The following is a 20,321-nucleotide window of genomic DNA, read 5'->3' as shown; positions in this document are numbered from 1 at the left end:
TTTAATTGAGGTGCAAAATACTACAATTCTATCTAAAGTAATTACTTAAGTTTCGGAGGTACATATAACTAATTCCGCAATAAGTTATATATTTTAGTAAACAATTTATAAAAAGATGGATACGAATATAGTAGTTGATTTTTATTCGGCTTTGTGCAATTTGTTATACACACGTTTCGGAGTTGCTTATAACATCCTTAATCAATTGTATACAAATTAAATATATTGTAAAGATCATCATCCATATTTCTGGATAACAATAGTTAATTGAATTTTAGAGCCGTTTCAATCTGCTTAAATGTTTTCATTTGCCGGACTCAACCTTCGGAGTCTCATTCTGACTTCTGACTTCTGATTTCTGATTTCTGGTTTCTGATTTCTGATTTTAACTTCTAATGTCAAATATTGAAGTAATCATTTTAAAAGCACTGCCTGACCCCGGATAGTCTCTGTAGCACCTCTAGCTCCTGTAAGGCGCACCAAAACAGCATATACTCCGTTTGCAGCGGGTTGACCATCGGAGTTATTGCCATCCCATTTTTGGTTGAAATCATTGGAATGAAAAACCTCATTTCCCCATCTGTCATAGATCCTCATCTCAAATTCCCTTAATCCAAAGGGAATACCTACTGCCCCATAACTGCCATTTATGCTATTGCTTCCTGCGATAAAAGCATTCGGAAGGAAAATGGTATATATTGGCTTGACATCTACTATTGCAAACGCCGTATCTATGCAGCCAAACTGATTAGTTACTTTTTGATATATGGTGTAGATTCCTGTATCCTTATATTCATAAATGGGTTCAGTTAAAATTGAAAACTCACCTTCCCCAAAATCATACAACCATTTTATAGCATCTTTACTAAGATCATTTATGCTGATCTTAGCGGAGAGATTGGACAATTCTTTCGGATTGAAATCAAAAGCAGCGACTGGACTCTCTTTTATATGGATGACATTCCTAAATGTCTTTTCGTAGATACAGCCAAGTGAATGCGTGATTTTTACTGATATATCGTAATCACCCGGTGAGGCATAAATATGCTGTGGCACTGGACCTTCCCCTTTAGCTCCGTCGCCAAAATCCCAATCTATTTTTTGCAATTCAGCATCTAGCGGATCCAGATGATTCATAGTGATTAATGCATTTGCACAGCCGGTTAAGGAAGGAGCAAACACCAGGTCATAATCAGGGGATTGAATGTAATCCACGAAGTGGGTCGCACTATCTATGCAGTTGTTACTATCCTGTACGATCAGGGTAAACTTTTTATCTCCAACCGTAAGTTGATTAAGTAGTGGATTTGAACTTGTTGAAAACTCCATTCCATTACTTGTCCAACTATGGGTATAATCTAGCCCAGTCTCTGTTGTAGATTTATCTGTAAATTGAATTCCTGTGCGCTCACATGGATCGAAATCAGCATCAAAATCAGCTGTTAGCTCAGGAAGCCTATTGATCACATAGTTAGCAGTATCAGTGCATTCTAACCCTTGATTAAGAATTAAACGACCGGTATAAATACCCGGTTCAGGTGTCTGGAGGGTTATGTTTTTATCTTGAGATGTTAATTTCTTTCCATCATGTTCAAACTCCCAATCATAGGATAGAATGCTCGAAGCCAGGGAACTCTTATTTTCAATATCGAAAGTTTTGCCACCACAGACAGTCAACTCTAAATCTTTGCCTTGTGTATCATCAATTTCTAACAACGCATTTACCGTTTTTTCACATTGTGTAATATTGAATTGAAAATCTCTGATCGTGGTGGATAATAATACACCATTTCTATACTCCTTTACCATCACTCCTACCACAAACTGCCCTAAAATATCGGGATTACCTAACATTAGACCGGTTTCTTTGTTGAGCGACAGCCCCGGACTGCCACCAATAGGATTGTTTATATTAAATGGATTTCTGTAAGAAACACTTTCATAAGGTGGCAAACATGCCGGAATAGGTGAAATCGAAGTGCAGCTCATGTCCATATCTTTTCCACCACCTTCCAAAGGCGCTGTTAAGCTATAAACCAAACTATCTCCATCTATATCTATGGCTGAATGATCAAAGTTTAACGCATAATTTCCACAAATGGCTATAGGCGGGAAATTCTTAAAAGTTGGAGATGAATTATTTAATTTTTGAGCCTCTGGTGTGATCTCTATCATAAAAGTTGCCCCCCGATCACCCGGTGCAAGAATATTGAAAATGGTGTTATTCCTGCAACATCTCTGATATATAATAAAATACGAAAGATTATCCTCTATTGGCAATTTGACCAATTTGGTATAAACCCCTTGCTGCACACAAACATTTGGAGGCAGGGCTAGGCAAAAATTAGTAAATTGATTTGAGATAGTGGTCACTACAGGGTTTCCGAAGGATACGTTCTTGTTAAAATAAGTGAAATCTGATTTGCCAATGGAGATTGGTGCCGGCTTGTCAAAGTCCGCTCCTGTAGTAAATGGGTTACAATCGCGAAATACACGTAAAGTGATTTTATAAGTATTGATATTATTCTCCGTAGAAATATATTCATAGGACATCACGCCACCAATAATATGTGCCGCTTTCATACACATGTTGCTAGCTATCAGAATCAAAAAAATAAGTATCAATTGTCTTATAAGCATATTGATTGGATCATGAAGTTATTGTACTAGTACCGCTGTACCTTTTATTTCCCGCTCACCACCTCTGGCCTCTGTAAGCTTGACTCTTACAGCATACACTCCATTGGGCAAGACTTGTCCTGCTTTATTTTTGCCATCCCACCTGCCATTAAAATCTGTAGTTCCAAAAACCTTGTTGCCCCATCTGTCATATATGGACAACTCAAAAGACTTTATACCAAAAGGTATCCCAACAGACCCGTATACACCATTGTCTCCAAGATTGCCACCGATGAAAGCATTAGGCAAAAAGATCGTATATTTTGGCGCCACATCTACATTAATCTGGATGGTATCCTTGCAGCCGTTTTCGTGTGTTACGATCTGAGTTATTACATACATTCCTGTATCCGGGTAAGTATATTCTGGATTTCTATCGGAACTCTGACTTCCGTTCCCAAAACTATAGAACCAGAAGGATGCATCCTTACTTGCGTCAGTAATATTAAGTAGTGGCTTCAAGTTGGATAGTTCTTTAGGCAAATAAGTAAATCCGGCTACAGGTGATTCAACTACTGTGATAGTCTGTGGAAATACTGCTTCCGTCTCACATCCAAATACATTTTGGACATTTACACTGATATTATAAATACCGGGTTCAGTATATTGATGAGTAGGATCGGTACCTTTTCCTGTGCTGCCATCTCCAAATTGCCATGTAATATCATAGTCATTTGTTATATAATTATTAGGACGCTGAAAATGAACTGTAAAAGGATCACAACCTTCCATCGCTTCAGGACTGATCAACTCATCTTTAGGTATAGGAAAGAAAGGAACTGTTTTGGAAATACTATCCATGCATTGATTTTGGTCAGAAACAATGAGTTCCATATTATAGAAATCCGGCTCCAACGTATTAAATTGGGCGTCACTTGTGGTAGCAAAAATCACTTCATTAGCCTTCCAGGTACTAGTCTGGATCGGCCCTGCATCACTTACTGAAAGATTCATAAAGTCTATTACTTTACCTAAACAAGTATCGTAGGTTTGACTAAAATCAGCCTTAATATCCGGAAACACATTGACTCTAATAAAGGCAGTATCACTGCAAGGCAGTCCGGGATTAAGCAACAGTGTCCCGGTGTATAAACCAAGGTCAGGTGTTTTTAAAACAAAATCCTTAGTTTTCCCTGATTGCTTCTGACCCATGTAATCAAAGTCCCAAGTCAGATCGAAAATATTTGTGGCAATTGAACTATTGTTTGTAATATTAAGAATGGAATCTCCGCAGACCCTTACTTCTATGTCTCTGCCTTCTATCCCAAGCGCTTCAACCAGCGCATTGACTGTCTTTGTGCATGGAGTCACATTAAACTGGAAATCGCGCCTGATCTCTGAAAGTAACAAACCTGCCCGATATTCTTTCACACAAATACCTACGACAAACTGACCAGTCACAGTTGGTGTGCCGGATAATAGTCCGGTCATAGAGTTTATGGTAAGTATTGGATCGCCGCCTAAAGGGTTCAATGCAGAATATGGAGGTCTATAGGTAACTTCATCAAAAGGAGGTGGACAGTCAGGATCCGGCGCTACCACAAAGCATCCATTGCTGCCGTTGTCATCGTTGCCACCACCTATATAAGGTGCACAAAGTGAGTAAACCAAGGAATCACCATCCTTATCAATTCCTGAATGGTCAAAGACCAGTGGGAAGTTAGCACAAATAGCTGTTGGAGGAAAATTTGAAAACTGAGGAGAAGAATTCATTTCATTTTGCGCTCGTGGAGTTATCTCTACTGTGAATGTAGCCCCTGCATCACCAGGACGAACAAGATTGGATATACTATTATTTCTGCAACATCTCTGATAGGTTATATGATAACTTGATGTGCTCACAGGCAAGTCGACAAAAGCAGTATAAACACCCTCCTCTACACATATATCAGGAGGGAGGACCAAACATTTGTTAGTGATCTCGAGTCCTATTACTTTTACTGCCGGAACACCAAAATTCAGCTGGTCAATAAATATTTGATTCGTATTAATAAAAACAGTCGCAAGTGCAGGCACCTGATTGAACAAACCATCAAAATCTGCTTTATTTGCTTCTGGTTTACAATCTCTGTACATCTTGAGAACCAGCTTATATCGGTTTATGTTACCGCTATTACTGATGAACTCGTAAGACATCACCCCACCAATTATGTGCTTAGCTGCACTCTCATATTGGAACAATACAAGAAAACATAAAAAAAATAAACCTTTGACCATCTGTGTTGAACTCGTATACAATTACTTCATAATGAAACTTTTATTTCTATAAAAAGTTAACTTGTTGTGTTGACAAAGTTATTATATAAAACCATAAAAGACCAATTAAATATACTCAATCAGTATATTTATTGCCTAATATTGATGAATAAATGAACGATGAATCTAATTTCAACAATGACATTACCCATTGTATAACGCATCTCAGGGAAGAATTATTAATTTTGTATCCGACAGATACTGTTTGGGGAATCGGCTGTGATGCTCAAAGTGAAGTAGCCATTAATAAAATAATTGACCTCAAGAACCGACCCGGTTCAAAATCATTTATCATCCTGGTGGCAAGCTTTAATGATATTTCAAATTTTGCCAAACCACCTTCATTAGCAATGCTCGATTTTGCAAATAAAAGTGAAAAGCCTGTAACTTTTATATTAAAAGATGCTAAAAACCTTGCATCTCAGCTCATAAGTGAGGATGGGACAGTGGCCATAAGAGTGCCGGATGATCCTTTTTGTAGGGAGCTCCTATTGAAATTTGGCAAACCCATAGTTTCCACATCTGCCAATATAAGCGGTGAGTTTACCCCGGGACTATTTAAAGAAATCTCTAAACCAATATTGAAAGGTGTCGACTACATCGTTCAGTTTGACCAAACAAATAATGTTGAAAAATCAGGTTCTCGAATAATCACTGAAGATGCAGACGGAATCATCAAAGTCATCAGAGACTGATATCAAACTTTTGCTTTAATAATGAGTCCATTTTAATATCGCTCAAATTAATATTTGGCAAAATTGGATTGAGTTTCTTCTGATCGTATTTTTGATCAACTTTTTCGCAATCATTACAATAATATCCAATTGGAAAAAAAAGATATTTCCCATTTGATAAAGGAAAGAAGCGCATAATGAGCTGAGCACCGACTGTAGGTTTTCCCAGAATTTCGACCTGACTTCCCTTTTGAATCATCCGAATCAGTAATTCAGAAACTCCGGATGTTTGCTCGTTGACGAGGATAATGATCTTTTTCAAAGGAAAAAACACCTTACCTCTTGAATTTATTTTATTTATCGTGCCATTAAAAAACATTTCCTTCATCATCATCACGTCTGCATCATAGACAAGTTGATTGGCAATCTTAGTCACTTCCTGATCGAGTCCCGAACTACAATTTCTAAGGTCGAGATATAAGGTATCATAACCAGAAAAGCCTGCCAGCCTTTCCATTCCTTTCATAAAAGATTGATAAGCGCCATTTCGGATTGCTTTCAATTTTATATATCGAGCTTTTGAAATAGTAGAATTAGGAGTACCAAAAGTTAAAATAGATGAGTCAATTATCGTGTCTTTGTTCGTTGCATTTGTGATATTGATTTTACCGATCCATTTTCTATACTGATCAGCATTCATAATACTAATACTACCTATCATTGAAGAATCTGAATTAATACTCACCTTATCTCTCAAAAGTTCCTGACTCAAAAATGGATTGAATTCACCTAAAAAGCCCTTTACTTCTATGGTTTGTAAAGCTTCATTTGTGATTTTATTACCACTCTGCTTGCTTTCAATTGTACTGTTATTAAATAATTGGAAAAGTATAACAAAAAGTAAAGAAACTCCAAGAGGAATTGAATTTTTAAGCATATTTTTTAATGTAAATATAGTTTTGTCTCATTCTGTTGAACATTTTACAGTATATTCGTGTTAAATTAGACATAAACTCAAATTAATAAAATACAACAACATTAAATACTTTCATATATGAACAAAGATCATGAATTAGATCGAATTGATAAACAAATATTATCAATTTTAATGAAAGATGCAAATTCAACTTACGCAGAAATCGCAAGTCAACTTGAAGTTTCGGGTGGAACTATCCATGTGAGAATGAAAAAGCTAGAACAAATTGGTGTGATAAAAGCGATGCATCTTATCGCCGATCATACTAAATTGGGATTTGAAATCAAAGCTTTTGTTGGCGTTAATTTTTCTGAAGGCGCCAATTACAAACATATAATTGAGGCTTTGAGAAAGATTCCTGAAGTGACTGTAGTCAATCTTACTACAGGGAGATTCAGCGGTATCATTCAATTGATCTGTAAGAACAATACGCATCTAAAAAACATCCTACACGGCAAGATTATTGACATCAAGGGCATCTCAAATACTGAAACACTTATATCTTTGGATGAAGGTCTAAGTCGACAAATAGATGTCATTGAGATCGAAAAAAATAAAGATTATTAATTAAAAAGGCCTTCTAAACAAAAGGCCTTTTTAATTTTATTTTTTAAAACAAAGAAGCACAAAGGCTGGAGGAATATTCCTGAACTCAAAAGTCGTACCCACATTACCAAAAACCTCGCGGTAGAGTTTTCTAGTCTTAAGACTATAATGTATCTGAACAAACCTTCCATTGGATTTGAGAACGTCATGACTTGTCTGAACTATAGACCTGGCAAGCTCTTCAGGAAAAACAGAGAAAGGGAGCGCCGAAACCACCGTATCTACTTCATGTATACCCAGTTTATGTAGGATCGTAGGAAGTATCTCAGCAGAATCATTGATGATTCTTAATCGGGTGTCTTTAATTTGTGCCATTTGTTCACAAAATAATTCATTGATCTCGAAAGAGAACAAAATAGCATCCTTCGGCATAGCCTTTAGCAAATGTCTTGTCATCACACCATCACCAGCCCCTAATTCAACTATGACTTTGGCAGCTGAAAGATCTCCTCTTTTTACTACGGCCTGGCATAGATACCTCGAACTCCGTGTCACTGTACCTACTGTTTTAAAATTTCTTAAACTTTCTTTAAAAAAGGCGAATCTTCCCATATGGTCTTGTTGTCTTAATCCGGCAGGCATCTTGTGTATCGAGTCCATACTTTAATTTAGGTAATATTTTCTTAGATCGGGATATTTATTCATCATGCTCTCAGAAATTGTTGACTTAATTAGCCTTACGTTGTCAATATAAGGAACAATGAAAGCATCTTTCAATCCATTTTTAATTAAAATCGTTTGAAAATCTACCGCATCAGCAAAAGTTGGAAATAGTCCAGTCATATAACGGTAATTGCCGCTACCTCCCTGTGATTCTATTAAAAGGTCTGGGCTTAAAGAATAAATATCACCATTATACATCTGTTTCAGAGATACGATCTGCACCCTATATGAAAGTCCATTGATCCTTCTTTTAAATTTTGATCCATCTGATGTCTTTAATAGATCACTGACAAAAGGTTGTTTATAAGTAATCTTCAATGGCAATGAATCTATATTATTAATGCTGATCTCAACTCTTCTATTTAAATTCTGGCCGGAAATACTTGGTCTGCCATCCAATACATTTTTTGCGATAGGATACAAACTTCCTACACTTTGTAGATTGACCCTATTACCGGAGATCCCTTTCGAGATCATATAATTACTGATCAGTTCTGATCTTTTAATACCGAAATATAATTCGATCTCAGGTGACACACTTGACTCTGAATTGATCATAAAATTAAAAATTGTAGTTGGAAAGCGCTTGCCTATTTCTACCAATAAGTCCAATTGCTGTTTATTTTTTGGCTGAAGCACATTATCGTCGCTTGTATAATAAAGTGGCTCAATATTAAGTGCTGTAATTTTATTAGCGAGCACTTCATCCTGGTACTCCTGAGAGTTCAACTTAAATTCAGGAACCTTGAAGAAAACATCAGGAAGTGCAGCCGTATTTTGTTCCGTTCTAATAGATTTGAAAAAACCTGTATACAGATCATATCCTCCAAATCCAGACTTTCTATCGGAGGAAAACAGTGATTTCTGGCCATCAAAACCAAGCTTGAAAAACAATTCATGACCCGGAGAATTAATAGGAAAACCCATGTTCTGGACATTAGTCCACTCCATATCTTTATCCAGATAGTAAGCTGAAAATATATCGTATCCTCCTACGCTTTGGAAATTATTGGAGGAAAAATATAAGGTTCTGCCATCTTTTGATAAAAAAGGAGCTCTTTCATCAAATTCAGAATTAATTTTATCACCGAAATTGACCGGATCTTTCCATCTTCCATCTTTGAATTCAACATAATAAAGATCATAGCCACCAAATCCTTCAGGTCTTATAGACGAAAATATTAGAACCGAATCCGAAAACGGATAAAGGTCGATGAGCATCGGATCATTTCCAAAAGGCGCATCAAACTTATTGATACTCGGTGATTCATCATCTAATATCGTTAGATCTTCGGTATATAAAGATAGACTGGTAAGTGATTGTCCTCTGCCGAAATAAAGTAATTTCCCATTTTCATTAAAGCCATAGATTTGTTCTACCTCTGGTGTATTAAGTGCTTCATTAAGTGGATAGGCGTAGCTTAGAAGTCCATTATCTATCTGAATTTCTGATCCAAACATATTGTAATCATCTGAAACTTTAGACATTAAATTGTCCAATCTATCCGTTGTGTCTATTTCTTGGTTGGCAGTAAAATAGATTCTACCATTGTGATTAGGGCTCCATGTAGGATTGATCTCATCTGCAGGAGAATTGACCTTAGGACCTGAATTCTCGCTGATCGCAAGTTCTTCCTGGTACTTTATCTTCTTTGCGACTCCGCATCTCTTGATATCTCCAATGACAGATTTATACAATGGATTGGAAGGTTTTGACCGCGAAAGAAAGTATTTATAAAAATCAATTGCTAAGTCGAATTTCAATTCATGATGAGCAGCACAAGCCAGGTAGTACACAGCATCTAGATCCTCCTTATGGACATTGTAATATTTAGTCAAGGAAGTCTCTGCCTCTTGCAATCTGTTTGAAAAAAAATAAGAAATACCCAGATTTTTATTAAAATCTGTATTGTTACTATTCATCAGAGAGAGCCTCTCATACAATTGAATCGCTTTAGAATATTCCTGGGCCTTAAAGTACCTGTCTGCTTCATCTCTGACTTTATTGGCTGTTCCCTGCCCTATCAAAAGATTAGAGCATATCAATAACAAGACTACAAAAGTGAATTTAAGCCTCCCCATTAAATCAGATTGATTGGTTGATATCAAAAGCTTCTAGATAATCAGCTGTCCTGCGTAAGAAAGAACCTCCAAGCATGCCATCCACCACTCTATGATCATAAGAAAGAGAAAGAAACATCATGTGTCTGATAGCAATGACATCTCCATCCGCTGTTTCCAGCACTGCAGGCTTTTTCTTAATTGCTCCAATTGCCATGATCGCTACCTGAGGCTGATTTATAATTGGCGTGCCCATTATATTTCCAAAGGAACCTACATTAGTAATAGTAAAGGTTCCTCCCTGAATCTCTTCAGGTTTCAATTGGTTGGTTTTTGCACGTCCTGCAAGGTCATTGACAGTCTTTGTAAGACCGATCAAATTCATATTATCTGCATCTTTGATGACCGGCACGATTAGATTGCCAGAAGGCAATGCAGCAGCCATACCTATGTTGATATTTTTCTTGCGCATGATGGTCGTGCCATCTACAGAACAATTGATCATTGGGTAATCACGGATGGCCTTGACCACAGCATCAATAAAAATGGGGGTAAAGGTGATATTTTGACCGTATTTTGAATTAAAATCTTTTTTAACTTTTTCTCTCCATCTCACGATGTTTGTCATATCGACTTCAACGAAAGATGTGACGTGGGGTGAAACATGTTTGGACATGACCATATGGTCTGCGATCAGCTTGCGCATTCTATCCATTTCTATTATTTCAACATCACCACTCATTGAAGTGGCTGGAGCTGATTTTATTTGAGATTGAACCGGCTGTGCAGGAATGGAAGCAGGACGAGCTGATTCTTGCTGTGGTTGACTTCTTGTTTTTAAATATGCAAGGAGATCATTCTTAGTAAGCCTACCCTCTTGTCCGGAGCCCGGTATCTTATCCATTTCACTGACAGAAATACCTTCTTCTTTAGCGATGTTTTTAACAAGTGGACTGTAAAATCTGTCACTTTCTGTTTTTTCAGAAATTGGTTCGACTTTAATTTCAGTTGCTTGTTGGGACGCCTGTATTGGAGCTTCGGCCGTCTTTATTTCTGTTATTGTAGGTTCAACAACTGAACCAGGACCACCTGTATCAATAAGAGCGATTACGGTACCTATTGGAACGACATCATTTACATTGAATAATATTTTGGAAAGTGTTCCTGCCACAGGCGAAGGAATCTCGCTATCTACTTTGTCTGTAGCTATTTCAATGATGGTTTCATCTATCTCAATGGTATCACCGACATTTTTGACCCAGTTGAGGATCGTTGCTTCCATGATACTCTCTCCCATTTTGGGCATTATTAATTCGTATGTGGCCATTTAAATTGTTGTTTCATTCGAAAATTCGCACAAAAATAAGCCTTTCCAAGTAATAATATGATAAAAATTCATCCCTACACCATAGATGACAATTCAAGTGATATTATAACTAATTGATATTTAATATTTTGTGAAAAGAATCAGCATTAATTTCTTTTCGAGCTGAAGATTACAATTTGAACCCTATCGTCAATACAAATGCGCTTTGAGTCAATTTCTGAGAAACCAGCGTTTCGGCAGCCTCTGTTATATAGTATGGCTCGTACCCGTTTTCAGATCGCCATTGACGATATGCAAGATCTAAGAAAAAATAATCATTTCTATAACCGGCACCAAATCCGAAGTTCGGCAAGAATTCAGATTCTGACACATATGGACTTTTAGCGAAGCCTATCCCTGCTCTCAATCTAAAGTTAGGTATTGCTGCTACCTCAGCTCCAAAATTAACTTTTACTGTTTTCTGATAATTTGCTTTGATGTCTGCATTAATATTGTCTTGAACCAGATTGTCATTGATTACATTTTCACCAGCTTTTATTTTGATCTTACTTTTGGAATAATCCTGATACTCAACTTCAGCATTTATAAATCCAAACTTGCCAAGTATTCCACCAATACTTCCTGATAGCTTCATTGGAGTAGTTATCGTATAATCGATAGTGGCCTCTGGAGATTCAAACGAATTAGAAACAGGAGCGTTATTGAAGGTAAATTTATAATCCAGTTCTGTACTATAATCATCAGTAATCGCTATAAAAGTCGGTGAGTGAACTGCCGCCCCTATAATTAGATTATTGATTGGCTTGAAAAAAAGTCCAAATTTTGCATTGATTCCTGTACCTGAAACTGCTTTGTATTCTCTGAATTGAATTTCGTCAAAAAAAGGCACAGCCTCATCCTTATCAAGTTCCTGATATACCTTAGCTTCATTATATCTGTATGTCGGTACGCCAATAGTAGCACCTAAAAGTAGTTTATTGGTCAAATTGACACCTCCCGAGAAAGCTACTTCATTGTATCTTCCTGAGGATTGGACATTCTGGTATTTTGTCAATTCAGTGGTTTTATAATTTTCATAGTCATAGGAATAAGACCCATCAGGCCTTTTTTCTATAAGTAATTCTGAATCATATGCCAATCCTGCTTCAAAATTATCCAACTCATCCAGCTCAAGTCCATTAGCAAGTGCAGCAAATCTTTCAGAGATCGAACCCTTACTTTTCCCTTTGAATGTGAAATTTTGATTACTTCCCATGTAACCATTAACTCCGAACCCAAACGCATAACTAATATTGTCCCGTCCTTCTTTAGCAATTACTATTCCTAAATTGGGCAATCTGAATTTCGTCTTACTTTCGTCAACAGGTGCGCCTACTGATCCTCCCAACAAAGTTGATTCTATATTGGAATGGGTTACTGTTGGTGATAGCATTATTTCTGACTTGCGATATTGTGCTATTCCTGCCGGATTGGAAGAAAGTGTTGTAAAATCCGCTCCAATTCCACTCATATTGGTATTTGTTCCAGCTGCTCTTCCTGTTCCTATAAGGGTCTGATCTGAAAGTCTTAAAACGTCAAGTGCTGACTGTGCCTCTATATTTGATATGGCGAAAAAAGCACTAGCTAAGATCACCGTTTTGAACAAGATATTTTTCATGGTATTTGGTTTTAATTTTTTAAAAGTTAGCTAGTCATTTTTGGGAATGACTAAATTCTTGGTTCGTTTTATTCAAAAGGGGCAAGAAGTTTTCTGCCGGGTATCTGGGCATTGACCTAAATAAATAAGGTGGTAATACTTAGACATAATACCACCTTATAAATTATTAAGATATATAGAAAACGCTATTTTAACCCCCTCTACCTGACCTACCTGAAGAAGATCTTCCGCTGTTACCACTGTCACTTGACCTTGAAGGAGAAGCACTCGGTGAAGATTCAGACCTTGATGGAGCTGTATAGGTATCATTAGATCTAGATCTACTAGGTTCTGATCTCTCTCTGGTAGGAGTTGTTTCACGCTGAGGCGTGGCTCTTTCTCTTGTTGGAGTTGTTCTTTCCCTTGTTGGAGTTGTTTCTCTGGTCGGATTTACTCTTTCCCTAGAAGGAGTTGTCTCTCTCTGTGGTGTTGATCTTGTTCTACTTGGTGTAGTAGTAGATCTTTCATCAATGTTTGTCTTAGAAGTATTAGACTGTCTATCCCTGCTGCCATTTGTATCTGTAGTTCTGATTTCAGATCTATCTCTATAGCCAGATTTACTTCCAACTACAGCACCACCATTTCTAGCACCATAAACTTTGTTTGACTTATTACTTCCTCCATAGTCATACCAGTAGTTAGGATAATATCCACCACCATAATAATTATTATACCCACCATAACCATAATAGTTGTTAAAGCCTCCGTATCCATAGTTATTGCCATAGCCACCATATCCATAATTTCCATATCCACCATAGTAACTATCGTAAGGACTTCCAAATCCCCAGAAACTATTATTATAGTATCTATTATAATTAAAGAATGGATCATATCCAAAAGTCATACTAGGACGGAACATCCAACCATTATTATAACCAAAATTGTCATAGTAGTTGTTAAATCCTCCATTGTATCTATGAAATTTATTTATACGAGAAGTATAGTAACCATCTTCATATCCACTATCATATCCATCCTGATAGTCATATGATTCATCATCATATCCATTATCTGATGAATTATTGACATAATTATTGCCTTCATAACCTCCTGAAGAAGTAGTAGTGGTGGAATTATTGTCATATTTTTCCACTCTGGCATATGTGTCAGAAAGATTATCCTTGGCGGGATCATAATATACATCATCAAACTGAGCATATAATGAAGACGTGGCAGTTAATCCTGTCAGTAACATCACTGGTAATAAAAAACGCAAGACTCTCATTTTATAAATTTTTTAATGTCTTTAAAGTATTATACCCTTTTCAACGGCTAAAGTATTACTTTTATCCCCGAATTTATGTTAAATTATTAATAATATTTATTTTACAATTAGTTAAAATACAATTAGTAACCGCAATTTAAGGCATTACAATTGTAAACAATGGACATGGATCAAAAATTCCATTTTCAAAAATAGGAAGATACAGAATGAGTAAAGAAATAACGAGTAGTACTGAAAATTATTCAGCATGGTATAATGATATCGTCATAAAAGCAGGTTTGGCAGAACATTCTGCTGTAAAAGGTTGCATGGTGATTAAACCATATGGATACGCTATATGGGAAAAAATGCGTGATCAACTGGACTTTATGTTTAAGGAATCGGGTCATGTTAACGCCTATTTTCCACTCTTCATTCCAAAGAGTTTTCTTTCAAAGGAGGCCCAACATGTGGAAGGTTTTGCCAAAGAATGTGCTGTTGTAACTCATCATAGATTAATGAATGACCCTAATGGTGGTGGTGTGATCGTAGATCCAAGTGCTAAGTTGGAAGAAGAACTCATAGTCCGTCCTACTTCTGAGACTATTATCTGGCATACCTATAAAGATTGGGTTAAATCTTATAGAGATCTACCTTTATTGATCAACCAATGGGCGAATGTAGTGCGATGGGAGATGCGCACCAGAATGTTCCTCAGAACTACTGAATTTCTATGGCAAGAGGGACATACGGCACATGCTACATCTGAAGAAGCAGTAATAGAGACAAAAACCATGTTGGATATTTATGCAAAATTCGCTGAAGAGTTTATGTCCATGCCGGTAATCAAAGGTGTTAAGTCTGCCAATGAAAGGTTTGCAGGAGCGCTAGATACATATACTATTGAGGCACTAATGCAGGATGGCAAAGCATTGCAGGCAGGTACTTCACACTTTTTAGGTCAAAACTTTGCAAAAGCATTCGAAGTAAAATTCCTGAATGATAAAAATGTTGAAGAGTTTGTATGGGCTACATCATGGGGAGTGTCTACCCGACTAATCGGCGGTTTGATCATGACACATTCTGACGACAAAGGCTTGGTCTTGCCACCAAAACTTGCACCTATACATGTGGTCATTGTTCCCATTCCTAAACCTTCGGAGGAAATAGACGCTGTAGCTTTAGACCTAATGGCAAACCTTAAAAAGATTGGAATTACAGTTAAATACGATCAGGATGATAGATTGCGACCAGGATTTAAGTTTGCAGAATATGAATTAAAAGGCGTTCCGATCCGGATCGGTATTGGTGCTCGTGATTTGCAAAATGGGGAAGTTGAAATGGCACGGCGAGATACTTTTGAAAAAAAGCAGGTAAAAGTTATATCCCTTATTGAAGAAATCGAAAATACTTTAGAAGACATTCAATCAAATCTTTTCAACAGAGCACTCAAATACAGGGATGAGAACATCACTGAAGTTGATAATTTCGATCAATTTAAGGAAGTTCTTGCCAAGGGAGGATTCATCAGTGCATTCTGGGATGGAACATCAGAAACTGAAGAAAAGATCAAGGAATTAACTAAGGCGACAATAAGATGTATTCCTCTAAATAATAAAATGGAAGACGGGGTTTGTGTTTATTCAGGCAAGCCCGCCGATCAAAGAGTTTTATTCGCTATTGCATATTAATTAAACAAATAAAAACTAAAGCATGAGTTTTGAGATAAAAGGACAATTGGTTAAAAAGTTTGATATAGAATCAAAGACTGCATCATTTCAGACAAGAGAATTCGTTATATTGATTTCAAAGGATAATTATCCACAATATGTCAAATTTCAACTTGCACAGGAGCGGGTCAATTTGATCGACCCTTACAATGAAAATGAAGAAATCAAAGTACATTTTGATCTAAGAGGGAGAGAATGGCAAGGTAAATATTTTACGAATCTCAATGCCTGGAAAATTGAAAAAGGTGGTGAAGATATAGTGGGACACCCAAATGATATTCCATTTGAAGTCAATGATGGATCATTTGATGACTCTCCATTTTAAGAATATTTTAAATTGATATTTTGTTTAAACCGGTTTTAACTTTTTTATTAATATGTTCATTTATGAGCTTGAAAGGGCAGTCAGATAGCCTATCAAGTCAAATAACGGCCATGAGCATTAGCATAGAGGATGATTATACTTCATGGGACCTCTATGGCTTAGAGGAAATTCCAATCGGTAGAATTAAATTACGCTGGCCCTTTCAATCAGATTGGACCGAATGGGATTACCGAATTGGAGAAATCAACGGCCAAATAAAAATGCGAAACAAAAATGATCCAAATATCTGGGAGCTTCGATCAGGCAATCGCATTCTTACACTTAAAACTGTGTATTCCGGTGATTTTAACCAGTGGCGCATCACAGATGATAGCTATACGCTAACTTTTAAGACCATGTATGAGAATGTATATGATGGATGGAAGACTAGCAGTAAAATGGGGGATTATGAAGTCTATACACAATGGGAAATGGATCCAAGAGACTGGATCATCCATGATAAATTAAAAGACACGGTAGATCAACCCTTTAAAATAGCCATGATCTTTATAGCAAGCTTTTACTCTTCTCCAAAATATTGAATTGTATCTATTTTAAAGGATTGATCTCTTATTAAGATATGTTATTCAGAATGGTACTATTTACTTGACCAATATTTTGTTTTATAATGCCGAGATGAAAGTCGTTTATACCATTTTTAATGGTCGATAGGGAATTCGTATTCTGTACTAGTTCTCGTCTTGTTTTCAAGTAGTTAATCAAGAAAATATTTCTGTACTGTCTAATGCTAAACTTAGGATATGGACAATTCAATAGCTTGTTTCAATACACCTTATCCATAACTTTTCTTAATTTCCTTACTATATAAAGGTGCGTTGTACTAGAGTTTATTTGACTACTGAGTTTATCTACAAAGTTTTTTATAGCAACTCATTGGAAGAAGCAATAACACAAATTCATATATATCGGTTTAACTATAATTGAATCATCATCCTTAACAAAAAAAAAGGAGGCTATCAAATGATAGCCTCCAATATAACTTTAGAAAAGGATTTAAGATTATTCTATTACAATCATTTTCTTAGTAGCGACATTATCACCAGCTTTAAGCATATAGTAGTAAACACCTTTGGTATTAGTCCATTCGATATCAACTTTATTTGTGCCCTTTGCATAGGTACCTTTAATCGTTTTAACCACATTACCAGTGACATCATATATATTTAATTCAATATCTGATGCTTCAGGAAGGTTAAATCCAATACTAGTGTAAGACTGTAATGGGTTCGGTCTGTTTTGGAACAAAGCAAATCCATTAACTGAAGCTACTTTCTCATTGATCAATTCAATGTCAAAAGTATTATTATCTCTATCATATAATTCAGGATTCAATCCATAAGGATTCAATTTGAATTTTATGTTACCGGCATTGTTCAATTTTTCAAACAACATAGAGAACATAATTTGAGTAGGATCAACATAAATCGCATTATTTGATACCCAACTGATCTTAATACTTCCGTTCGCAACATTACTTGTATTAATGCAAGTACTGTTAGACAATCCTGTAAGAATACCCTGATCGATTCCTGTATATTTAACAAGAGTTGGATCGAAATTCAATTCCATTTGCATACCATCAGTATTTACAGCCATATCTGGAGTAAAGTCAACTCTTACTTTACTTTCCGTAGTTTCAGAAGTAAGTGCAAACAATTTTATATTGCCATTTCCTCTCAATAAGATATCATTATTGTCACCAGTCGCGCTAGCAGACACAGAACTGTTAAGGTCACCCATCTTAGTTCCGATGAAAGAAATATTGTCTTTATTTTCTTTCAATTTATTGATTACAATCTTAGAAGGATAGTTTTGAGTTAAAGCAGGAGTAAATGGACTAAAAATATAGCTACCATCAATAAACTTCCAACTTACATCACCAGGAAGTTCATCCAATGTACCTAGAACTAATTTTCTAAGCATTAATAAGTCCAATGTATTTATTACCTTATCACTGTTAACATCTGCTGCAATCAATTTGTAAGGGCTTTGAATAAGATCTTTACCTATTATATGATTTTTCAATATAATAAGATCTTTGGTAGAAACACCATTACGAATATCATCAGTCTTCTGTGGCACTATTTCATATTTCTCACCACCTTTAAGGTCTAGTAAAACATAATCACCGTCTACTCTCTTTTCGTACATCGTATCAGGCGTCATTGCCATCATGTCTACAGCCGAAACTTTATCTCCATCTTCAGTCTTGATCAGACCTGCGATATTAGCCGTAAACGTTGTAACACAAACGTCATTAGGATCCTGGATTACGATGTAAGTATTGACATATTCAGTATTTCCTGATTCATCAGTTACTGTGATTCTCACATTACGTTCACCTAAACTATCACAATTGAATGAGCTTGGGCTTATAGAGAAAATAAGATCATTATTGTCAGTGCAGTTATCAAATGAACCAGCATCGAACCATTCCGGTACAAGGTTGATAATTCCACCTCCATTGATAGTATCTTCCATTAAGGTAATTGCCAATCCGTAGAACACAACTGGTGAAGGTTTCTTACCATCTTTTACTCTAATTGTTGTTTTGCATGTACTTTTCTTACCACAGAAATCTGTAGCTGTGAAAGTAACTACTGTAGTTCCTATCGGATAAACTCCACTTGCATTAGCACCATGGCCTGTAGCATATGGTGAGTTATTCTTGATTGTTACTGCGCCATTGCAATCACTTGTTGCTGTAGCAGGATCAAGAGTGACTAAAGCTCCACTGCAATCATTAGTCAAGGCATCAACAGTGATATCACCCGGACAATTTATTACAGGAGGATTAGTAGTATCTACACCACAGCATCCGATATTATCGTCAACAATGATATAAGAGTTAACTGTTTCAGAATTACCTGCTTCGTCAGTAACAGTGATGGTGACATCATTGTAACCTCTGTCAGCGCAAGTAAAGATCTTAGGATAGACACTGAACTTTAATTTATGTTTTGGGGTACAGTTGTCAAAAGAACCTGCATCAAACCATTTCGCTTGAATCTCAATCATAGGTTGAGGGTTCATACACATTAGACTTGTACTCAACCCATAATATACAACTGGAGTTGGTTTCTTTTTATCTGTTACAGTCACATTTATCCAGCAAGAACATGTGTTACCGCATGCATCTGTAGCCCAAAATGTAACTTTAGTTGTTCCCGGAGGATAATATCCACTGGCATCTGCACCACCATAAACATCATATGGCGAATTGTTTGTAATGGTAACATTGCCACAAGGATCGTATGCAGTAGCTGGAGGAATATGAACATAAGAACCAGAGCAGTTAGGCCCAGCATCTACTACTACATTTCCAGGACACTGTATGGTCGGTGGATATTGATCTTTAACCATTATCAATTGAGTACAGCTCCACTGACCTTGAGACCAAGGGTTGTCAACATTATAGATACACCAGTCAATTACCTTCCAATGTCTAAAGATTTTTTTGCAAATACCTGAATTGTACTCTGGATAGAATACTTCATCATAGTAGGTATACATCAACTGAGAACACTCAGGTGCACTCCAAGTAGGTCTGTTATATGGTGCAGGTAGATCATCAGGAAGATATCCAGACCCGCAACCTGACAAATTGTAATCGGGTGGCCAATGAATAACAGGATAACCATAGTATCCGCCACTTACATTGATCGTCTGACTGCAAGTATATTCACCATACATGGTCCATATGTTCCATGTTTTAGTAATAGTACCGGCACCACAACCAACACGATTGTCGACGATGTATGGTCCATAAATTATAGAGCCACAACCACAACCGTTTGCGACCCATGGTGATCCATAATTCAATCCTGGATCTAATTGACTGCAAGTCACATTAATCCATGCAGGAGGACAGGTAACCCATTGGCTCATGTCCATGACTCCTTCAGCTGAAGGAGCTAGAACGCCGCAACCAATGTTAGCTTTTAATTCTGAAGTTGTAAACGCTCCGGCTGAAATTGCAAAAACAAACAAAAACTGTTTGCATCGATGGAGCATAGTGATAAATGTAGAACTGTTCATGATCATATCTTAATAATTTGGTT

14 protein-coding genes are annotated in these 20,321 nt (G+C 36.6%); 5 read left to right on the top strand and 9 right to left on the bottom strand.

What is annotated here, in order from left to right:
* Positions 1 to 414 precede the first annotated feature (414 nt).
* The gene (locus IPI15_RS15475; RefSeq protein ID WP_287421142.1) at positions 415 to 2,583 is read right to left on the bottom strand and encodes a PKD domain-containing protein; all 2,169 of its coding nucleotides are present in this window, start codon (positions 2,581 to 2,583) and stop codon (positions 415 to 417) included.
* A gap of 75 nt (positions 2,584 to 2,658) precedes the next feature.
* Positions 2,659 to 4,815 carry a PKD domain-containing protein gene (locus tag IPI15_RS15470; RefSeq protein ID WP_287421140.1) on the bottom strand — a complete coding sequence of 719 codons (2,157 nt, stop codon included), beginning with the start codon at positions 4,813 to 4,815 and terminating at the stop codon, positions 2,659 to 2,661.
* A gap of 233 nt (positions 4,816 to 5,048) precedes the next feature.
* On the opposite strand from IPI15_RS15470, the gene IPI15_RS15465 reads away from it, so the two are divergent.
* Positions 5,049 to 5,630: an L-threonylcarbamoyladenylate synthase gene (locus tag IPI15_RS15465; protein WP_287405428.1), complete on the top strand. Its 582-nt coding sequence runs from the start codon at positions 5,049 to 5,051 to the stop codon at positions 5,628 to 5,630.
* On the opposite strand, the gene IPI15_RS15460 is transcribed toward IPI15_RS15465, so the two are convergent.
* A complete protein-coding gene (locus tag IPI15_RS15460; protein WP_287421138.1) occupies positions 5,620 to 6,546 on the bottom strand; it encodes a S41 family peptidase in 927 nt (308 codons plus the stop codon). The genes IPI15_RS15465 and IPI15_RS15460 overlap by 11 nt on opposite strands.
* Before the next feature lie 117 nt (positions 6,547 to 6,663).
* Here IPI15_RS15460 and IPI15_RS15455 point away from each other — a divergent pair, with 117 nt between their 5' ends.
* Entirely contained in the window at positions 6,664 to 7,152 is a 489-nt protein-coding gene (locus IPI15_RS15455) for an Lrp/AsnC family transcriptional regulator (protein ID WP_287405426.1), read from the top strand.
* Positions 7,153 to 7,188: 36 nt separating this feature from the next.
* Here IPI15_RS15455 and IPI15_RS15450 read toward each other — a convergent pair whose 3' ends face one another.
* The 5 genes from IPI15_RS15450 to IPI15_RS15430 form a co-directional block, all read right to left on the bottom strand.
* Positions 7,189 to 7,791: a class I SAM-dependent methyltransferase gene (locus IPI15_RS15450; RefSeq protein ID WP_287405425.1), complete on the bottom strand. Its 603-nt coding sequence runs from the start codon at positions 7,789 to 7,791 to the stop codon at positions 7,189 to 7,191.
* 3 nt (positions 7,792 to 7,794) lie between these two features.
* Positions 7,795 to 9,936 carry a hypothetical protein gene (locus IPI15_RS15445; protein ID WP_287421136.1) on the bottom strand — a complete coding sequence of 714 codons (2,142 nt, stop codon included), beginning with the start codon at positions 9,934 to 9,936 and terminating at the stop codon, positions 7,795 to 7,797.
* Positions 9,937 to 9,940: 4 nt separating this feature from the next.
* The gene (locus IPI15_RS15440) at positions 9,941 to 11,242 is read right to left on the bottom strand and encodes a dihydrolipoamide acetyltransferase family protein (RefSeq protein ID WP_287421134.1); all 1,302 of its coding nucleotides are present in this window, start codon (positions 11,240 to 11,242) and stop codon (positions 9,941 to 9,943) included.
* Positions 11,243 to 11,411: 169 nt separating this feature from the next.
* Positions 11,412 to 12,899, bottom strand: coding sequence for an OmpP1/FadL family transporter (locus IPI15_RS15435; RefSeq protein WP_287421132.1), 1,488 nt, complete (start codon positions 12,897 to 12,899; stop codon positions 11,412 to 11,414).
* Between the two features lie 190 nt (positions 12,900 to 13,089).
* Positions 13,090 to 14,157 (bottom strand): hypothetical protein, encoded by a 1,068-nt coding sequence (locus IPI15_RS15430; RefSeq protein WP_287421130.1) that lies wholly within the window; start codon positions 14,155 to 14,157, stop codon positions 13,090 to 13,092.
* A 215-nt stretch (positions 14,158 to 14,372) separates the two neighbouring features.
* Between IPI15_RS15430 and proS the strand changes: the two genes are divergently transcribed.
* The 3 genes from proS to IPI15_RS15415 all read left to right on the top strand — a co-directional run bounded on the left by proS (position 14,373) and on the right by IPI15_RS15415 (position 16,781).
* Positions 14,373 to 15,836: a proline--tRNA ligase gene (gene proS, locus IPI15_RS15425; protein WP_287421128.1), complete on the top strand. Its 1,464-nt coding sequence runs from the start codon at positions 14,373 to 14,375 to the stop codon at positions 15,834 to 15,836.
* Between the two features lie 22 nt (positions 15,837 to 15,858).
* Positions 15,859 to 16,200, top strand: a complete 342-nt coding sequence (locus IPI15_RS15420; RefSeq protein WP_287421126.1) for a DUF3127 domain-containing protein — start codon at positions 15,859 to 15,861, stop codon at positions 16,198 to 16,200.
* 110 nt (positions 16,201 to 16,310) lie between these two features.
* The gene (locus IPI15_RS15415; protein WP_287421124.1) at positions 16,311 to 16,781 is read left to right on the top strand and encodes a hypothetical protein; all 471 of its coding nucleotides are present in this window, start codon (positions 16,311 to 16,313) and stop codon (positions 16,779 to 16,781) included.
* Positions 16,782 to 17,259: 478 nt separating this feature from the next.
* Here IPI15_RS15415 and IPI15_RS15410 read toward each other — a convergent pair whose 3' ends face one another.
* Positions 17,260 to 20,298 (bottom strand): HYR domain-containing protein, encoded by a 3,039-nt coding sequence (locus IPI15_RS15410; RefSeq protein ID WP_287421122.1) that lies wholly within the window; start codon positions 20,296 to 20,298, stop codon positions 17,260 to 17,262.
* Positions 20,299 to 20,321: the final 23 nt, after the last annotated feature.

The organism is Candidatus Brachybacter algidus (assembly GCF_016707225.1).
Lineage (GTDB): Bacteria > Bacteroidota > Bacteroidia > Chitinophagales > Saprospiraceae > Parvibacillus > Parvibacillus algidus.
This window is presented reverse-complemented; position numbering and strand designations above follow the sequence as displayed.